Origin of the sequence: Leifsonia sp. CL147 (genome assembly GCF_900114565.1) — a bacterium.
Taxonomy (GTDB): domain Bacteria; phylum Actinomycetota; class Actinomycetes; order Actinomycetales; family Microbacteriaceae; genus Leifsonia.
Genome location: NZ_FOTM01000012.1, coordinates 77506 through 93007, shown reverse-complemented (window position 1 = coordinate 93007; position 15502 = coordinate 77506). Strand labels below are relative to the sequence as shown.

The window sequence follows — 15502 nt, the reverse complement described above, 5'->3', positions numbered from 1 at the left end:
TCCTCGCGGGAGCGAGCGGGACGCGGGCGCGCGACGGGGGCGCGCGCTGGCGCGCGGGCGGGGCCCCGCGGACTGGACGGCGCGGAGGCACGAGCGCGGCACACCCCGCCGAAGTGCTCGTGGGTGCATCCGACACGCCGCGACTGACTGCAACAACGAGCACCTCGGTGAGGAGTTCCTCGTGGGGCAAGCGAGGCGGGGGCGCGCCGCGAGCGGGACCGGGGCGCGGCGGCGCGAGCGGCACGGGGCGCGCGCCGCGCGAGCGGGGCCCGCGCGGACTGGACAGCGCGGAGGCACGAGCGCGGCACACCCCGCCGAAGTGCTCGTAGGTGCATCCGACACGCCGCGCGCGACTGCAACAACGAGCACCTCGGCGAGAGGTTCCTCGCAGGGGCCAGCGAGACGGAGGCGCGGGGGCGCGCCGAGACGGAGGCGCGGGGGCGGGGGGGCGCCGGGGCGGAGGCGCGCCGCCGCGCAGCGCGCGTCCGGGGACGCGGAAAGGGGCGGCCTCCCGGAGGAGACCGCCCCTGGCGGGAGCCGCGGTTACTTGCCGCTCTTCGTGGCCTGCTGGTAGGCCTTCATGGCCGCGGACTGCGCGTCCTTGAGGGCCTGGCTGGCCGACTTGTTGCCGAGGAGGTACGACGTGATCGCGTTCTGCAGCTCGGTCTGGATCTGCTGACCGGCCGGCGACGCTCCGAACGACTTGCCGTTGCCGACGACGTCGTAGTACGTCGAGATCGCCTTGTCGAAGCCGGCGTTGCCGGACGGCTTCACGTACTTGCTTCGGAGCAGCTTGTCGGCCTCGGGCGAGCCGGTGAAGAGGCCGGTGTTGATGGCACCCGGGGTCTTTGCGATCGTCTTGGCGCGGGCGGCGCCGGCGGCCTCCCATGCCTGCAGGCTGGTGAGGTCGAGCGCCCAGGCGCAGGCCGCATCCTTGTTTTTCGAGCCGGCCGGGATGACGAACGACGTACCGGACGCGACCGTGAACGGCTTGCCGGAGCTGTCCTTGAACGGAACAGCGCCGATGTCGACGCTGCTGACGAACGGGGTCAGCACGTTGACGTACCACTGCGCGTCGACCTCGGCACCGACCTGATCCTTCACGTACTGGTTGTCCTTTCCGAAGAAGTCGAACGAGTCGGTGAAGCTCTTCATCTTGGCGTAGCCGCCCTGAGCGTCCGTGATCTGCTTGAGGACCTCGAGGCCCTTCTCGTTCTTCGGGTCGTCGAGCGTCGGCTTGCCGTCGCTGCCGATGACCTCGCCGCCGTAGGCGAGCAGCCACAGGCCCGCCTGGCCGGTGGCCTGCGGGTCGAAGCCGAGGGTCGTCGGGTTGCTGCCCGACGCCTTGTACATCTTCTTGATCGCTGCGACCAGGGTGTCCGGCTTCGAGGTGTCGATGTCGGCGTCCGTGACGCCGGCCGCCTTCATGACGCGCTCGTTCGTGATGATCGCCGGCGGCTGGTAGAACTGCGGCACCGCGTAGATCTTGCCGCCGTAGGTGATGTCATCCATCACCGAGCCGTAGTACGTCGTCTTCGGGTCGACGTTGTGCGTCGAGTAGCACTGGTCGAGCGGCTGGATGAGGCCCTGCGCCGCGTAGGTCGCGACGAACTGCCGGTCCATCTGCACGACGTCCGGGACGTTGCCGCCGGCGACGCGGGTGGTGAACTTCTGCGCGTCGAACGGCGTCTGATCGATCTTGATCGTGACGCCCTTCAGCTGGTCCTTGGCGTAGGCCAGCCGCGAGGTGCCGACCTCGTCGGCGTTGTCGAATCCCCAGGCATTCAGGCTGCCCTTGACATCCTTCGAGAAGCCGCCTCCGGACGAGGTGCCGCCGCTGGAGCTGCATCCGGCGAGGAGCGCCACCGACGCGGTGATGGCCAGCGCGGCGAGGGCGGTGTGCCTCTTGTTCATCTGATTTCCCTTCAGTGGAGTCGCAGCGGGCGTCCTCGCCCGTGCGAAGAGGTAGGGGATCCCCTACTGCCGGGGTTCAGTGCGACAGTATGGAAACCTTCCCACATCGCACGCTAACGCAGCGATGCGGCTCTTCACAAGGGGACCTGCTCCCTGGGGCCTATATTCGTTACCCGATTGTTTTGTACGCTCGAACGGGGTGCTTCTCAAGCCCTCGTGTCGTATGGCAACGATGCCAGCTTTTCCTCCGAAGGGACCCGATGTCACGCATCCGCCGCTTGCTGCTGCTCGGCCGCGCTCACTTCACGAACTCCGCGGTACGGCAAGATCTCAGCGAGACCCTGCACTATCGTGTCCGGCCGGCGTCGGCGACCGCCGCCGCTAGGCTGGCCCGCGGGGTTCGACCACAGCGGGCGAACGGGGAGGGGCGCGCATGACGGGGGACGACGGCCTGGCGATCAGGATCCGCGGGCTGCACAAGCGGTTCGGCGAGAAGTATGCCGTGAACGGTATAGACCTGGATGTGCCGTCCGGCAGCTTCTACGGCCTGGTCGGCCCGAACGGCGCCGGAAAGACGACGACGCTCAGCATGGCCACCGGGCTGCTGCGGCCGGACGCCGGCGAGGTCCACATCCACGGTGTCGACATGTGGCGGCAGCCGCTCGTCGCCAAGGCGATGGTCGGCGTGCTCTCGGAGGGCGTCCGCCTGTTCGACCGGCTCACGGGCCAGCAGCTCGTCGAGTACGCGGGGCTGCTGAGCGGGATGGACCGGCCGACCGCTCAGGAGCGCACGCACGATCTGCTTCAGCTGCTGGACCTCGAGTCCGCCGGCGGGACGCTGGTCGTCGACTACTCGGCCGGTATGACCAAGAAGATCGCGCTGGCCACCGCGATGGTGCACGCGCCGCGCGTCCTGGTGCTCGACGAGCCGTTCGAGTCGGTCGACCCGGTGTCGGCGGCGAACATCCGCGACATCCTCCGCACCTATGTCGACGGCGGCGGGACGGTCGTGGTCTCGTCGCACGTGATGGACCTGGTCGAGCGGATGTGCGATCACGTCGCCGTCATCTCTGCCGGCCGCGTCCTCGCCGCCGGATCGGTGGATGAGGTGCGCGCCGGATCGACGCTGGAGGACCGCTTCGTGGAGCTCGTGGGCGGCCGCCGGGTCGGGGAGGGACCGGAGTGGTTGCGACACTCGTAAAGCTGCGGCTCCTCGTCCTCCGCAACTCGTTCCGGCGCAGCACCAGCCAGCTGGTGGCCGTCATCATCGGCGCGCTGTACGGATTAGCCGGGCTCCTCGTGGTGCTCGGCGGGCTGCTGGCGCTCTCCCTCGCGCCGGCCCAGGTCGCCACCACCGTCGTCGTGCTCGGCGGGTCGGCCGCCGTGCTCGGCTGGGCCGTGTTCCCGCTGCTGCTGTCGGGTGTCGAGCAGACGCTGGACGCCGCGCACCTCGCCGTTTACCCGATCCCGCTGCGTCCGCTCATGCTCGGGATGCTGCTGAGCGGGGCGGTCGGCGTCGCCGGCGCAGCCACCACCATCGCCGGGATCGGAACGGCCCTGCCGTGGCTGCGGTCTCCCGGTGTCGCGCTGATCGCGGCGGTGACGGGCGTGCTCGGTGCCGCGACCTGCATCGTCGTCTCGCGCGCCGTGACGTCCGTTGCGAGCGGTCTCGCATCGGGCCGGCGCTTCCGGGAGGCGAGCGGGCTGCTCATCCTCGTCCCGCTCATCCTGGCCGGGCCGATCGTCATCGGCATCACCCGGGGTCTGCGGTCCTCGGCGGATGCGCTGCCGGGAGTGGCAGCGGGCCTCGGCTGGTCGCCGCTCGGCGCCGCGTGGGCCGTTCCCGGGGCCGTCGCCGCCGGCGACGTCACCGGCGCTGCACTCCGGCTGCTGATCGCGCTCGCGACCTTTGCGCTGCTCTGGATGGTGTGGCGCTGGGGTCTCGCACGCTCGCTCGTCACTCCGGCACGCGCCTCCTCCCGGGTGCGGGCTCCGGGAAAGTCCGGGCTGTTCGGCGTGCTGCCGGGCACGCCGGCCGGCGCGATCGCCGCCCGCTGCCTGACCTACTGGTTCCGCGACCCGCGCTACCTCCGTCAGCTGCTCGTCGTGCCGCTGCTGCCCGCGGTCATGTGGTTCTACTCCAGCCTCAACCATTCAACCGGATACTTGTTCGCGGCGGGGCCGGTCGTCGCGTTCGCGCTCGGGATCGGGATGATCGCCGACGTCTCGTTCGACTCGACGGCGTTCGCCCTGCACGTCTCGAAGGCGGTCCCCGGCCGGGCCGATCGCTGGGGACGCGCGTCGGCCCTGCTGATCTTCGCGGTGCCGGCGGTCGCGCTCATCGGTGTCGGAGCCGCGGCCGTCAGGGACGACTGGCTTCCGGCGCCCGGACTGCTCGGGCTCTCGTTCGGGATCCTGCTGAGCGGCGTCGCGGTGTGCTCGGTGACCTCCGCGCGGTTCGTGTTCCCCGTCCCCGAGCCGGGCGACAACCCGTTCCGGTCCCGTCCGGGTGCGAACATCTCGCTGCTCGGCCCGACGTTCGCAGCCTGGGGCGTCATCGCGGTGCTGTGCCTTCCCGAAATCGCGCTCCTGGTCGTCTCCCTGGTCACCCGCCAGGCGGTGTGGGGCTGGCTCGGGCTTGCGGTCGGCGTGGTGCTGGGCGCGGTGTTCCTGGTGCTGGGGGTGCGGCTCGGGGGTCGCGTCCTGGATGGGCGCGCGCCGGAGCTGCTGCTGCAGCTGCGCAAGGACGGCTGAGGCGACATTCGTGACGAATGTCTCCTCTCGCCGCCTCCAGGGCGACATTCGTGACGAATGTGGCTTTTCACGGCATCCAGGGTGACATTCGTGACGAATGTGGGCGGGGCCAGGGACGGGCTCAGCCGGCGAGGGTCTGCTCGCAGGCGAGCAGGGTCACGCCGACGCTCCAGGCGTGGGAGAGCGTCAGCAGCATCCCCTTCGGCTGGAAGCACTTCGTCTGGTAGTACCGCTCGCTGACCATTCCGCGGTAGGCGTTGAAGTCGCCGTCCTCACGGGCGATGAACTGCCGGAAGCAGGCGAGGGTCTCGTCGGCGCGCCCGGCGTAGTGGGGGTCGCCGAGGGCGGCCGAGAGCTCGCGCAGCTCGCCTGTGCAGACGAGTCCGTACGCGTGGAGGTGCTGGTTCGACGGCGACGCGTTGTCCGCGCCGCGGGAACGGAAGCCGTACGCCCCCAGGAGCGTGTGCTCGGGGAACGTGACGTCGTAGCTGTAGCGGAAGGTCAGCATCCAATCGGCGGCGCGCCGGGCGACGTCCAGCCAGCGCGGGTCGCGGGTCGCGCGGTGCAGGGCGACGTAGGCCATCACCGCCGCGTAACCGTCTTCGGAGGTCGGCGCGAGGTCGACGTCCTCCGGGGCGCCGTGGAGGAACTCCCGGTCGACGAACTGCTCGTAGTAGCGGCCTGCGGCGAGCGCGGCCCGGAGGTAGCGGCCGGAGCGGCCGGCGGCCTCCACGAGTGCGGCGATCCAGGTGAGCCCGGACGCGCCCGACCACGACAGCACCTCACCGGTCTCGGCGTGATGCACCGAGCCGAGGTTGCCATCGGCGCGCTGACGTCGCACCACGGCGTCGAGGTTCGATCGGATGGCGTGCTCCCACTGGTCGTGCGGCGTCAGCGCCTGCGCGCGCACCAGGAACAGCGTCGCCTCGGCGAGCGTCCGCGAGTGCAGGCCGCGCTTCAGCTCGGTCCAGCTCTGCGTCCAGCCGTGGTCGCGGTACCAGACGCCCCAGAAGGTGCCCGAGGGCGAGAGGGATGCGGTGATGAAGTCGATGACGCGACGCGCTGCCTCCACCTCTTCGGCGCGCGCGGTGCGCAGACCATGCGCCAGCAGGGCGTACGCCCAGGGGATGCCGCTGACCCAGCCGACGTGCATCGCCTGCCGGTCGACGGTGAGTCCGTCGCGGCCGCTCACCTCGCGGTCGAAGCCGACGGTCTCCAGCAGGACTCCGGGATCGGGGTCGTAGTGCCAGGTGAGCAGTCCGTCGGCCGTGAGGTCTGCCGCGGTGGCCACATCCACCCAGGGCTCGAGGGGCGCGGCCGGCACCGACTCGGCGTGCAGGGCGCGCAGGATGGGCGCATAGGCGTGGCGGGACGGCTCCAGCTCGAAGACGCGCAGTTCGAGCTCGACGACCTCATCCGGCTCGAAGCGATGGGTCGCGGCGTCGGCCGGCCGGGGACGAGCATCGCCGTAGTACGTGACGGGGTACTCCCGGTAGGGGAAGCGGATGCCCAGGGTGGCGTCGCCGGTGGCCGGGTCGTGCGCGAGACCGAGTCCGGTGAGCCCGAGGGGTGACGTCTCGGCGGCGGCGAGCGCGAGGCCGCCTCGTCCCGAACCCGCCCAGGCGAACACGGCCGGCGTGGCGGCCCGGTCGGCGCGGAACTCCCAGGCATCGCTGACCAGAGCGGCCTGCTGCTCGGCGGAGTCGGCGCCGATCTCGAAGCGCGGGAACGCGCGCGCGTTCCCGGCCGGCCGGTTCTCGCCGTAGAACGCACCCGGGATGAGCCACCACGGATCGTCCGCGTCAGCCACCACGGCTTCGGCCAGCACCGACGCATCCACCGCCTCGCCGCCGCCATAGGAGACACGCAGCCGCAGCGTCCATCCGATCTCCGCCTGCTCCCACTCCTCCTGCACCTCGAACGCGCCGACGGGTCCGGGGACGGTGCCGGGGACGGTGCCGGGAAGGGTGCTGGGCACGACGGTCACGCGGATCCGGGGATGCGCGCTCACGAGAGGGGGCGCTCGATCAGGTCGACCTCGCGCACCGGCTCCGCGGGGTCGGCCGGCACCACGAACGTCCGCAACTGGGACGGACCGAAGTCCTCCTCGATCGTGCGTCCGAGGAGGGGCAGCTCGATGCGGGAGCGTCCGCCTTCGCCGCGCGTCTCGACGGCGCGCACGACCACGTCCGCTCCGCCGGGAGCAGCGGTCGCATCCTCCGTGCCCTTCAGCGCGGTGACCATGACCGCAGATCCGCCGTCGCTCGCGAACGAGTTCACCGGAGGCAGCATGCCGTCGTGGAACGACTCCTGCATGGCTCGCACCGGATTGCCGAGGACGAGCGCACGACGGACCGGGTCGGCCGTGCGCCAGTCGCCGCCGTGCGGCACGAGCTCGTACCGGAAGCGCTGGATGCCCTGATCCTGGAACGAGTAGATCCCGTCCGGGTCGAGCAGCCGCGGGTCGTGCCACGAGTAGACCGGGCTGCGAACCGCCGTGACGCCGATGCTCGGCTGCCGGCCGTTCTCGTCGGACCCGGGCGACACGTCGTAGGCGTGCTTGTTCGTCGTGACCACGGTCAGGCCCGCGGGCGTGCCGTCGACCGTGCCGCTGAGGTCGACCCACGACTGCGCCGGCTCCTCCGCGCCGTCCACGGGACGCTCCAGGTGCCCGAACGGGATCTCGTACGTCGCCGCCGGGTCCTCCAGGACGGTGGGGAAGCGCAGCTTCAGCAGGTGCGCCCGCTCCCGCCAGTCCAGCGTCACGTCGACGCGGAGGACGGGCGAGTCGTGGTCCAGGAGGAGCTCCTCCACCAGAGTGGATGCGCCCCAGCCGCGCTCGATCCGCACCCGCGATCGCAGCGGCCCCGTCTCGCGCACGACGATCCGCTTCAGCTCCATGGTCGCGCCCGGCCACGCATAGGAGATGACGCGGTGTCCCCAGGTGTCGGTCGGATCGTCATTGACCTGGGTGTGCTGCGCGCCGTCGACCCCGGCCATCAGATCCACGCCGGTCGCTTTGTCGAGGTAGGACGAGATCCAGCCCGTCCCCTGGTCGATGCGGATGCGGACGTGGTCGTTCTCGAGCGTGTGCCCGGTGACCGTCAGCGCACCCGAGGCGGCACCGGGACCGGCGCCCGGCCGTAACCGGTACAGGCGGTAACCGAGCGCCGGGACGTCCGCCCGGAACACCACGGCGCCGCGCGAGACGTCGTCCGTCGTCGCCGTCGACTGGGAGCTCTGGAAGAGGACCGCGTCGCCCTTCTCGTCGACCACGTGCACGCCGGCGCGCTGGCCGCCGTACTGGAAGTCGACATCCACCGACACCGGCCAGGGGTGCGGATTGAAGACGATGACCGGCTGCGTGCCGTCCTCGCGATCGACCTGCACCTGGCGGGCGATGACGTTGTGCGCCCGGGTGACGATCCGCTTGGAGATGGCTACGGCCTCCCCCAGCTGGTCGCGCGCGTCGTCGTACGACGGCTCGATCGCCGAGCCGGGGAGGATGTCGTGGAACTGGTTGAACAGCACCTGCTTCCACGCCGTCTCCAGCTGGTCGCGCGGGTACGCGACGCCGTCGCTCGCGGCGACGACGGCCGCCCAGCGCTCGGCGTTCAGCACGGCGAACTGGGCGCGGCGCTGCCAGGCCTTGATCCCGGAGTGCGACGAGTAGCAGCCGGGCGCGTGGTGCTGCAGGTCGTCGCGGTGGACCGGGAGCGCGTCCAGGAACGCCTCGCCCCGGCCGAGCACCTCGTCGAAGTAGGTGCGTGGTGAGGACATCGTCATCCTTCCGAAGGAGCCCATCCGGTCGTACCGGTGGATGGACTCGATGTTGGCGATCGTCGGCCCGCCGCCGTGGTTGCCCACCCCGTAGAAGACCATCGCGGCTGCGTTCTCGCCGAAGCCGACCCTGCGGTCGAGCGCCGCCAGCGACTTCTCCGTCTGGCCGTCGACGGAGCCGCCCGGGCTGCCGTATTCGAACGGGATGCGGTAGGCGAGCACCCGGGAGCCGTCCGGCGCCTCCCACCAGAACAGCGACAGCCCGAAATCGGACTCGTGCGGGCCCGGGCGCAGGAACGTGTACGAGTCCATGCCCTGCCCTCGGAGGATCTGCGGCAGCATCGCATTGTGGCCGAACGGATCGACGTTCATCCCGACCGTCGCAGGGATGCCGAAGCGCGACTCCAGGTAGCGCTGGCCGTACAGCCCCTGCCGCACGAAGCTCTCGCCCATCGGCATGTTGTTGTCCGGCTCGACCCACCAGCCGCCGACGTTGACCCAGCGGCCCTCGGCGACGCGGCGCCTGATCTGCTCGAACAGCTCGGGATCGGACTCCTCCACCCAGCTGAGCAGCACGATCTGGTCGCAGGTGAAGACGAAGTCCGGGTACTCCTCCATCCGCTGGATGGCGGACCGGAACGTGGCGCGCGCCTCCTGGTAGCCCTCCTGCCACGGCCAGAGCCAGACCGGGTCGAGATGGGCGTTGCCGATCATGTGGAGGGTGCGCTGGGGAGTCGCCGTGGGCCGCTTCTCCCGCGGGAGGTCGCGCGGCTGGCTCCCGGCGGGCGCGTTGGCGACGGGGGCGGCGGGGGCGACCGGGGCGACGGGGGCGGCGGCGTCCGCCGAGCTCTGCCCGGGAACGCTCTCCCGCGGGTGCTGCGCCGCATCCACCGCGACCTTCTCCGGCGTCTCTCCGCCGGCTCTCGGAGTGTCGACCGGAGAGCTGCCGGAGCTCGTGGCGCGGGTGTCCGGGGTTGTCACAGTGCGTACTCCTCGTCGCCGTCGGCCCACGCATCCACGATCTCAGAGAGCACGTGGAGCATGAAGGTGTGGAATTCCTGGATCCGCGGGGTGGTCGTGGATGGGCTCAGCAGCGCGTAGTCGGCGAACGCCCGCGCCGGCCCGCCGTCGCCTCCACCGAACAGCACCGTCGTGGCTCCGGCGGACTTCGCCGCTTCGAGCGCTGAGACGATGTTCGCACTCCGCCCGCTCGTGGTGAAGGCCGCGACCACGTCGCCCGGGCGGGCGAGGCCCAGCACCTGGCGGGAGAAGACGTCGTCGTAGGAGTAGTCGTTGGCGATGCAGGTCATCGTGGTGGGGTCGGTGCTCAGCGTGACGGCGCCGAGCGGCCGCCGGTCGCGCTTGTAGTGCCCGATGATCTCGCCCGTGAAGTGCTGGGCGTCCGCGGCGCTCCCGCCGTTGCCGAACGTGTACAGGATGTGTCCGCCGGCGAACGCGTCGCAGAGCAGCCTCCCCACTTCGCGCAGCGTCGGCAGCACCTGCTCGCCCTGCTCGGCGACGTGGATGTGCGCCTCCAGCTGTTCATGCATCCACTCAGCCACGGTGGTCTCCCTTGCGGTCGGCTGCGCCGGCACCGGCGAGCTGGTCGAGTCGGTCGAAGGCGACAGCCCCGGCGCCGACGACGCAGACGACGTCGCCGAGGCCCGCGAGGACGACGGTGGATGCGGCGGCCGCCGGCGCCATGGCGGCAGCCGCGACGCGCTCCCGCACAGGGACGACGAGGGCGTCGCCGGAGCGGGTGACGCCTCCGCCGAGGACGACGAGGTCGGGCTCGAACACGTTGACGAGGTCGGTCAGGGCGATGGAGAGCGCGTCGACCGTCTCGTCCCAGAGCTCGGTCGCCAGCGCGTCGCCCTGGGCTGCGGCCGCGACGACGTCCTCCGCGCGCACCTCGGCCAGCTGCGCGAGCGAGGAGTCCGCACCCCGCTCGGCGACGGCCTCGCGGGCGCGCTGGGCGATCGAGGTGCCCGACGCGTACCCCTCGAGGCACCCGCGCCGGCCGCAGAGACACGGACGGCCGCCCGTGCGCACGAGGACGTGGCCGAACTCGCCGCCGTTGCCCGCAGCACCGCGGTGCAGCCGGCCGTCGATGACCGCGCCTCCGCCGATCCCCGTGGAGATCGTGAGATACACCATCGTGTCCGCGTCGCGGGCGGCTCCGTACCGGAACTCGCCGAGTGCGCCTGCCGTCGCGTCGTTCTCGAGCACGGCCGGGACCCCGAACTCGCGCTCGGCGAGCTCGACGATCGGCAGATCGATCCAGCCGGGAAGGTGCAGCGGCCCTGTCAGGACGCCGGTCTTGGCGTCGAGCGGCCCACCGCAGGAGATGCCGACGGCGTCGACGCGCCGGCCGGATTCCGCGATCGCCCGATGGCCCATCGCGAACAGTCTGGGAACGATCGCACCCGGACCCTCCTCTCGGCGGGTGGGCTCGACCGTCAGTGCATGGGTTCGTCCGTCCTCCGTGACCACACCGACGGCGAGCTTGGTGCCGCCGATGTCGAGTGAGAGGACGGCGCGGGGGCCGTCTGCCATCATGTCCTTCCAAGGGAGGTACGACCGCGCCTGCGCTGGTGGATCGTGTGGGATCGTTCCCACAGATACTAGGCCGGACGCCCCCGAGCGGTCAACACGGCAGGCCGCCCGCCTCCGAAAACGACGTGCTCGTCTACGCCGGCACCACTTTTTTAGTGGTACATTATTAGGTACTACTTCGAATGAATGGGGACGCCATGACGGCGATCACAGCAACCGATGCTCGTAAGGGGCTGTTCGGGTTGATTCAGCAGGTCAATCAGGATCACACGGCGGTGGAGGTCGTCTCCAAGCACGGCAACGCGGTCATCATGTCCAAAGAGGACTACGACGCGATCACGGAGACGGCATACCTCCTGCGCAACGCGGCGAACGCGGAGCGTCTTCTCGAGTCGATCGAGCGGGCGCGGCGTGGAGAGTTCGAGAAGCACGGCCTCCTCGACGCATGAGCCGTGAGCTGGCCTTCGACGCCCACGGATGGGATGACTACCTCTACTGGCAGACCCAGGACCGCAAGACGCTGAAGCGGATCAACGCCCTGATCGCGGACGTCCTGCGGGATCCGTTCCTGGGCATAGGCAAGCCCGAACCCCTGAAGCACGTCCTTTCCGGCGCGTGGTCACGGCGGATCGATGAAGCGAATCGCCTGGTCTACTTCGTATCCGACACCCACATCGTCGTTCTGCAGGCCCGCGAGCACTACTGAGGAGTCAACGAGCGCCGGCCGAGTGGATGGTGTCGGCGACGGCGTCGGCGGCTTGGCCGTAGCGGACGGTGCCGATGGTGACGTCGGCGGCCAGGCGCTGGCGCTTGCGTGCGACGTCGGGTGCCTGCACGGCGAAGCGCAGGCAGACGGTCTCGTGCGGGGCGGCGAGCGCCGACGCCCGGGGCGGGTCGCTCCATCCTTCGGGCGTGACCAGGTCGGCTGCGATCTCGCGCTCGTCGTCGTAGGGGTTCACGACGACCACCTCGTACTCGAGCGCTGCTCCCGGCGGCACCCGCTGGTAGAAGGGCTCGAGGAGCACGACGTTCCCGTCCGCCGGCGGCAGCATCCCGTCGTCGGGCAGGAGACCGTCGTGGATGTCCGCGAGCTCGTCGCCCTGCTCGGTGAGCAGCTGCAGGTAGTCCTCGTCCACTTCGCGGCCCTGCCAGTGGCCGGTGATCATGAGACCCGGGGCGACCCGCCGGTACAGCGCTGCGCTCTGGATGAAGTCGTCGCGGCGGAACCGGTTGCGGTACTGATAGTTGAGGATCTCGCGCTGCACCCCGAGGCGCCCCTCCGCCGTCTGCTGGTCGCCCGTCGCCAGCACTCGCACGCCGTCCACCTCGAACTCGAATGCGGCCGCGTAGAGGGTGTGGCCCGGCAGCTCGTGGGTGACGATCTCGTACTCGCGCCAGCGGACGGTCTCGCCGAGACCGAGCACGCGGTCCGCGGGGATGGGCTCGAACCACTGGCAGGGCAGGTCCATCCGCATCGGGTCGGCCATGACCGGCGCCACGTTCTCGGGAAGCCAGACCTCCGTGCCCTCGACCTCGCGCAGCAGGTTGAAGCCGGCGATGTGGTCGTCGTGGTAGTGCGTGCCCAGCACGACCTCCACGGACGTGACCCCGAAGTCGCGCTTCAGAGCAGGGAGGGAGGCGAGCCACGGCCGGCGGGCGGCGCGATCCGTCCCGGCGGGCCAGCCGGTGGACATGTCGTAGCCGTAGTCGATGAACAGCGCGGCGCCGGAGTCGCTCAGCAGGACGTAGACGCAGGAGTTGGCGGTGCGGTTCAGGAGCAGGTGGTCGGTGAGGCGGACGAACGGACGCTCCAGCCAGTCGCGGAGGTCCCATGGGTTGGTGCGACGCGAGTCGACGTACCCGCTCATCCGTCGGGCGAGCTGCTCGAGGGCGTCGATCGCGTCGGGCATCGGCTCGCCGTGCGACGGCAGCAGGATGGTCGGCTCCTCCTCCTGCAGGAGCATGCAGGAGAGCACGTTCATCGCCGGGCCCTCGTTCTCGGTGTAGGACCACTGGGTCGCCGCGAGGGACCACACCTTGCCGGGCGCGTAGATGAGGTCGCCGGTGAAGGCGACCCGGGCCGGCTGCTCCCCGCCACCGCGCTCGACGAGGTAGGTGACCGAACCCATCGTGTGGCCGGGTGTCGGGACCGTCTTCACGTGGATGCCGCCGAAGACGGCCGAGCGGTACTCGGGCACGGTGCCGGCGATGGGCACGGGGTCGAGCAGCGAGAACCGGTCCTGCCGGAGGTTGTAGTCGTTGTAGAGCGCCCGCGCGGACCACATCTCGTCGACGCGGGCGAACAGGTCCTGCTCCACCGGAGGAACGAAGACCGGGATGCCGGCGGCGATCGCTCGCGGAAGGCCCTGGCCCTGGTCCCTGTGGTGGTGGGTCATCAGGATGGCGTCGAGCGTCTCGAGGCCGAGCTCGCCGAGGTGGTCCAGCACGTCGCCCGAGCCGAAGTCGATCGCGATGGCACCGCCCGCAGCGCCGGCGGCACCCGCCGCACCCGCAGCGCCGGCCGCACCCTCCACCGTCACCACATACACGTTGCAGGTGTCCACGAACCGGTGGACCCCCGGCGCCACCTGCGTGAACGCGCTCATACGGCGGTCGGCTCCTTCGCGGCGCGTTCGCCGCGGGCCGCGCGGTAGCCGCGCCACAGCGCGGCGATCTCGTCGAGGTCCGCATCGGTGACGGTCTCGCGGCTGTTGTCGATCGACTCGACGTAGTAGAGCGCCGGCACACCGAGCTCCGGCTGGAGGCGCGCGTAGGCGAGCCACTCCTCCCGGTTCGGCATCGGCCACTGGTCCGTGTCGATCGGGTGTCCCGGGAGGGACGCGGCGGCGATGTCGTGGCGGTACCGCAGCTGGTCGCCGACGGGGACCGGGTCGCCGTGCACCGAGTCCTCCAGCACGTCGTTGAGGCGCACCATGCCGGTGACGTCCGAGAACGAGGGATGCACGGTGTGCGTCACGACGAGGGCGTCCGGCTTGATCGCGCGAGCGGCGTCGTGGATCGTCTTGACGATCGCGTGCAGCCCCGCCACCCCCCAGACGCCGTCGGCGTGGGTCCGCAGGGTGACGCCGGAGGGCGCCCGCTGCGTGAAGTCGACCTTGAAGCCGTCGGCGTCGAGGCCGTCCGGCGACAGCATCCGCGTCACCTGTCCGGCGAGCGCCTCCAGGTAGGCGGGGTTGGAGGGGTCGACCGCGACCGGTCGGCCGAAGGGGTCGCGAACGGTGAGCTCCGGTGGCAGCCCCGCCGGGTCCCAGGCCTTGAACCAGAGCAGCACGCGCTGTCCGGCGGCGTGGCGCTCGTCGATCCACCCGCGCAGATCGGGCCACTTCTCGGTGTCGACCGCATTCGTGCCGTAGTCCGCCTGCCAGCGGTCGTCGATGACGATGGTGCCCGGGTGGATGCCGCGCTCGGCCAGGCGGCGCAGCCACCGGTCGTACAGGTACTGCCGGGCGAGGTCCGGCGCGAAGGCGGCGCCCGTGGGAAGGACGAACCCCTCCGGATCGTCCGTCGCCAGCGCCTCGCCCTCGTGGCTCATCCGCACGGCGAGGGCGCACTGCGCGCCCCAGCCGCAGAAGATCGGCTCGTGCCACCAGTCCGCGCCCTCCGGAGCAGGCGCCGCCCAGCCGCGCGCCGCGAGGTCGTCGCGGTAGTCGCGGATGGCGCTGAGCGGAGCGCCGGCCGGGCGCAGCACGAAGTCGGGGGACACCCATCCGCCTGCCTGCACGCGCGTGTGCCCCTCGTACGTGAGCCGGAACAGGAAGCCGCCGTCGATCGCGTCGTAGCGGAACGTGGTGAAGCCGAGCTGGGCGACCGGCGCGACGACGGAGACCCCGAGCCAGTCGCCGACCGGCATGTCGGTCGGCCCGTGCGCAGCGGTGCCCGGGATGAACGGGCGGCCCAGCGCGAAGAGGAGCGGCGGCGGCGAGAAGATCCCGTGGAGACGGCCGGGCTCCGCATCGCCGACGACGCCGAGCTGCGCCTGCGTATTGGAGGGCCGGACCACCTGGATGGGCTCGGTCGGGGTCGGCACGAACACCGACGGGAAGCGGATGCCCGAGCGGAACGTCCCGGACGCGCCGGTGGGCAGGACCGCCTGGCCGCCGAAGATCGTGAGGTCCGCGATCCGGGCGTCGTCCTCCTCGGTCGTCACCTCGATCCGGGCGCGCACCTCGCCGGGGGTGCAGTGCAGCACGACGGCCTTGGTCGCCCAGGCGCTGGAGTCCATCAGCACGGTGACCTCGACGGTCCCGTCCGCGCGCTCCTCGACGGTCACGGCCGTCGGCCCGGAGGACTCGTCGGGCACGCCGACGCGGTCCACGCTCGCGAGGAGCGAGAGGTCGCTCCACAGCTCGCCGTCTGGGCCGGCGATGGTGGCGCGCGGCCGGGCGAGGGCCACGCCCAGCGTGTAGGCCGGGGCGACGAGCACCACCTCGGTGGCGTGGCGGGTGACGGTGATGTCCTGGATGGTCTGCATGGTCCT

11 protein-coding genes are annotated in these 15502 nt (G+C 71.0%); 4 read left to right on the top strand and 7 right to left on the bottom strand.

Annotated features, from left to right (window positions below):
- Nucleotides 1-543: 543 nt before the first annotated feature.
- Nucleotides 544-1914, bottom strand: a complete 1371-nt coding sequence (locus tag BM287_RS11595; protein ID WP_090039692.1) for an ABC transporter substrate-binding protein — start codon at nucleotides 1912-1914, stop codon at nucleotides 544-546.
- 433 nt (nucleotides 1915-2347) lie between these two features.
- Here BM287_RS11595 and BM287_RS11590 point away from each other — a divergent pair, with 433 nt between their 5' ends.
- Both BM287_RS11590 and BM287_RS11585 read left to right on the top strand, forming a co-directional pair.
- Nucleotides 2348-3115, top strand: a complete 768-nt coding sequence (locus tag BM287_RS11590) for an ABC transporter ATP-binding protein (protein WP_090039689.1) — start codon at nucleotides 2348-2350, stop codon at nucleotides 3113-3115.
- Complete coding sequence (locus BM287_RS11585) at nucleotides 3097-4668, top strand: transporter (RefSeq protein WP_090039685.1); 1572 nt, start codon at nucleotides 3097-3099, stop codon at nucleotides 4666-4668. The genes BM287_RS11590 and BM287_RS11585 overlap by 19 nt, the downstream gene beginning before the upstream one ends.
- A 121-nt stretch (nucleotides 4669-4789) precedes the next feature.
- Here BM287_RS11585 and BM287_RS11580 read toward each other — a convergent pair whose 3' ends face one another.
- From BM287_RS11580 to BM287_RS11565, 4 genes are read right to left on the bottom strand one after another with little or no spacing between them, the layout of a single operon-like run.
- Complete coding sequence (locus BM287_RS11580) at nucleotides 4790-6655, bottom strand: YyaL domain-containing protein (RefSeq protein ID WP_244528188.1); 1866 nt, start codon at nucleotides 6653-6655, stop codon at nucleotides 4790-4792.
- Between the two features lie 20 nt (nucleotides 6656-6675).
- Nucleotides 6676-9429 (bottom strand): alpha-mannosidase, encoded by a 2754-nt coding sequence (locus BM287_RS11575; RefSeq protein WP_090039680.1) that lies wholly within the window; start codon nucleotides 9427-9429, stop codon nucleotides 6676-6678.
- Nucleotides 9426-10010, bottom strand: a complete 585-nt coding sequence (locus BM287_RS11570) for a D-sedoheptulose-7-phosphate isomerase (RefSeq protein WP_090039677.1) — start codon at nucleotides 10008-10010, stop codon at nucleotides 9426-9428. The genes BM287_RS11575 and BM287_RS11570 overlap by 4 nt, the downstream gene beginning before the upstream one ends.
- Nucleotides 10003-11004 (bottom strand): ROK family protein, encoded by a 1002-nt coding sequence (locus tag BM287_RS11565; protein ID WP_244528186.1) that lies wholly within the window; start codon nucleotides 11002-11004, stop codon nucleotides 10003-10005. The genes BM287_RS11570 and BM287_RS11565 overlap by 8 nt, the downstream gene beginning before the upstream one ends.
- 197 nt (nucleotides 11005-11201) lie before the next feature.
- On the opposite strand from BM287_RS11565, the gene BM287_RS11560 reads away from it, so the two are divergent.
- Nucleotides 11202-11453 carry a type II toxin-antitoxin system Phd/YefM family antitoxin gene (locus tag BM287_RS11560; protein ID WP_090039671.1) on the top strand — a complete coding sequence of 84 codons (252 nt, stop codon included), beginning with the start codon at nucleotides 11202-11204 and terminating at the stop codon, nucleotides 11451-11453.
- Nucleotides 11450-11710 (top strand): Txe/YoeB family addiction module toxin, encoded by a 261-nt coding sequence (locus BM287_RS11555; RefSeq protein ID WP_090039668.1) that lies wholly within the window; start codon nucleotides 11450-11452, stop codon nucleotides 11708-11710. The genes BM287_RS11560 and BM287_RS11555 overlap by 4 nt, the downstream gene beginning before the upstream one ends.
- Before the next feature lie 4 nt (nucleotides 11711-11714).
- Here the strand turns inward: BM287_RS11555 and BM287_RS11550 are convergent, their stop codons facing one another.
- Together BM287_RS11550 and BM287_RS11545 are read right to left on the bottom strand one after the other, a co-directional pair.
- Nucleotides 11715-13610, bottom strand: coding sequence for an MBL fold metallo-hydrolase (locus tag BM287_RS11550; protein ID WP_090039666.1), 1896 nt, complete (start codon nucleotides 13608-13610; stop codon nucleotides 11715-11717).
- The gene (locus tag BM287_RS11545; RefSeq protein WP_090039663.1) at nucleotides 13607-15496 is read right to left on the bottom strand and encodes an alpha-amylase family protein; all 1890 of its coding nucleotides are present in this window, start codon (nucleotides 15494-15496) and stop codon (nucleotides 13607-13609) included. Before BM287_RS11545 ends, BM287_RS11550 begins: the two co-directional genes overlap by 4 nt.
- Nucleotides 15497-15502 lie beyond the last annotated feature (6 nt).

Bases quoted from the DNA above. Each gene is read 5' to 3' on its own strand.
- BM287_RS11565 (WP_244528186.1), bottom strand. From the start codon at position 11,004: ATGGCAGACGGCCCCCGCGCCGTCCTCTCACTCGACATCGGCGGCACC.
- BM287_RS11590 (WP_090039689.1), top strand. From the start codon at position 2,348: ATGACGGGGGACGACGGCCTGGCGATCAGGATCCGCGGGCTGCACAAG.
- BM287_RS11550 (WP_090039666.1), bottom strand. From the start codon at position 13,610: ATGAGCGCGTTCACGCAGGTGGCGCCGGGGGTCCACCGGTTCGTGGAC.
- BM287_RS11555 (WP_090039668.1), top strand. From the start codon at position 11,450: ATGAGCCGTGAGCTGGCCTTCGACGCCCACGGATGGGATGACTACCTC.
- BM287_RS11560 (WP_090039671.1), top strand. From the start codon at position 11,202: ATGACGGCGATCACAGCAACCGATGCTCGTAAGGGGCTGTTCGGGTTG.
- BM287_RS11545 (WP_090039663.1), bottom strand. From the start codon at position 15,496: ATGCAGACCATCCAGGACATCACCGTCACCCGCCACGCCACCGAGGTG.
- BM287_RS11595 (WP_090039692.1), bottom strand. From the start codon at position 1,914: ATGAACAAGAGGCACACCGCCCTCGCCGCGCTGGCCATCACCGCGTCG.